Origin of the sequence: Rhizobium sp. AQ_MP (genome assembly GCF_014237835.1) — a bacterium.
In the GTDB taxonomy this organism is placed as follows: Bacteria; Pseudomonadota; Alphaproteobacteria; order Rhizobiales; family Rhizobiaceae; genus Allorhizobium.
In genome coordinates this window covers 1-1,593 of record NZ_JACJVI010000048.1, presented here as the reverse complement: position 1 = coordinate 1,593, position 1,593 = coordinate 1, and the positions used below count along the sequence as shown (strand labels likewise).

Sequence of the window (1,593 nt, the reverse complement as noted above, 5' to 3'; positions counted from 1 at the left end):
TGGTGGCGGCATAATCGAGGCGGAAATCCACTTAGCGAAACGCCCGAAGCTGTTCAGACAAACCGAGCCAGCTCTCTCCTGCTGATCGGACCCGCCGGCGTCGGCAAGAGCTGGCTGGCCTGCGCGCTCGGACACAAGGCATGCCGCGAGGACTTCTCCGTCGCCTATCATCGCCTGCCGAGGCTGTTCGCCACTCTTGCACTGGCGCGCGGCGACGGCCGCTATCCCAAGGTCCTCAAGGCGCTCGCCAGAACAGACCTACTCATCCTCGACGACGCAAGCCCCCGGTGAAGACCGTCTTGCGAGGTTGATGCGAACATCGGAAGTCCTAGTGCAAACACTAGGAGTAGTCCTATGACGAAGCATCCGATTGAAGTGATCACGTCTGTCGAGCGCCGTCGGCGCTGGTCGCGCGAAGATAAGGAGCGGCTCGTTGCAGCCTGCCTTGAGCCTGGGGCGGTGCTTTCCGAGATTGCGCGATCGGCTGGCATCCACGTCAGCCAGCTCTTTCGGTGGCGCAAGGAGCTTTGCCAAATCGAGGAACCGAGAACCGAGACGGCGAACACCTTGGTGCCCGTGATCGTATCGGAGGCCGCGCCGGCAGTCCAACCCGTTGCCTCGGAAGCGCCGGCCTCATCGCAGCCCCGCCGCAAGCGTAGCGATGTGATGATTGAGCTGGGCCGCGGTCGGCGCGTCCGCGTGGATAGCGACATCGACACGGAGGCGCTTGGCCGCATTCTCGATTGTGTACTGGGTCGGCGATGATCCCGGTCCCCGCTGGTGTGAAGGTCTGGCTGGCAACGGGCCATACAGACATGCGCAAAGGCTTTCCCGGTCTGTCGCTGATGGTGCAGGAGACGCTGAAGCGCGATCCGATGTGCGGGCATCTGTTCGTGTTCCGCGGTCGTGGCGGTGGCCTGATCAAGGTCATCTGGCATGATGGCCAGGGAGCATGCCTGTTCACGAAGAAGCTGGAACTGGGACGCTTCATATGGCCGTCGGCGGCCGATGGGACGGTCGTGATTACGCCGGCGCAGCTCAGTTATTTGCTGGAAGGTATAGACTGGCGGATGCCGCAAAAAACCTGGCGACCGACCTCGGCCGGATAAGCAAAAATGCTGGAATGGCGGGAGCGAATATGATTCCATCTCGCCATGAACACCCCCGTCGAACAGCTTCCGGACGACCTTGCCAGTGCACTCGCACTGCTTGCCGAAGAGCGCGCGCGGCGTGTTGCTGCCGAGGCAGAGGCGGCGACCGCCAAGGCGGAAGCTGCCAGCGCGAAGGCGCTAGTATCGCATTCCGAGGCGCTAATCGCGCGGCTGAAGCTAGAGATCGAGAAGGTCCGGCGCGACCTCTACGGCAGTCGCTCCGAACGCAAGGCGCGGCTTCTCGAGCAGATGGAACTGCAGCTTGAGGAACTGGAGGCTGATGCCGGCGAAGATGAACTGGATGCAGAGATCGCAGCCAGTGCCTCGACGGTCAGGGCCTTCGAGCGCAAGCGTCCGTCACGCAAGCCCTTTCCTGAACATCTGCCGCGTGAACGTGTCGTTATCGCCGCTCCAGCCAGTTGCCCCTGCTGCGGCTCGGCAA

3 protein-coding genes and 1 pseudogene are annotated in these 1,593 nt (G+C 62.6%); all 4 read left to right on the top strand.

The genetic code is table 11. The annotated features are described in order from the left end of the window. Nucleotides 1-276 (top strand): annotated as a pseudogene (locus tag H6M51_RS24140) (ATP-binding protein); the annotation flags it as partial. A 78-nt stretch (nucleotides 277-354) separates the two neighbouring features. Beyond that, the gene (gene tnpA / locus H6M51_RS24805) at nucleotides 355-765 is read left to right on the top strand and encodes an IS66-like element accessory protein TnpA (RefSeq protein WP_246780677.1); all 411 of its coding nucleotides are present in this window, start codon (nucleotides 355-357) and stop codon (nucleotides 763-765) included. Further along, nucleotides 762-1,109 carry an IS66 family insertion sequence element accessory protein TnpB gene (tnpB, locus tag H6M51_RS24130; protein ID WP_185812303.1) on the top strand — a complete coding sequence of 116 codons (348 nt, stop codon included), beginning with the start codon at nucleotides 762-764 and terminating at the stop codon, nucleotides 1,107-1,109. Before tnpA ends, tnpB begins: the two co-directional genes overlap by 4 nt. A gap of 45 nt (nucleotides 1,110-1,154) precedes the next feature. Then, nucleotides 1,155-1,593, top strand: a 439-nt coding sequence (locus H6M51_RS24125) for a transposase (RefSeq protein WP_210314928.1), incomplete at its 3' end; no start/stop codon positions are given.

Coding starts and splice junctions, on each gene's coding strand:
- tnpA (WP_246780677.1), top strand. CDS start 355: ATGACGAAGCATCCGATTGAAGTGATCACGTCTGTCGAGCGCCGTCGG.
- tnpB (WP_185812303.1), top strand. CDS start 762: ATGATCCCGGTCCCCGCTGGTGTGAAGGTCTGGCTGGCAACGGGCCAT.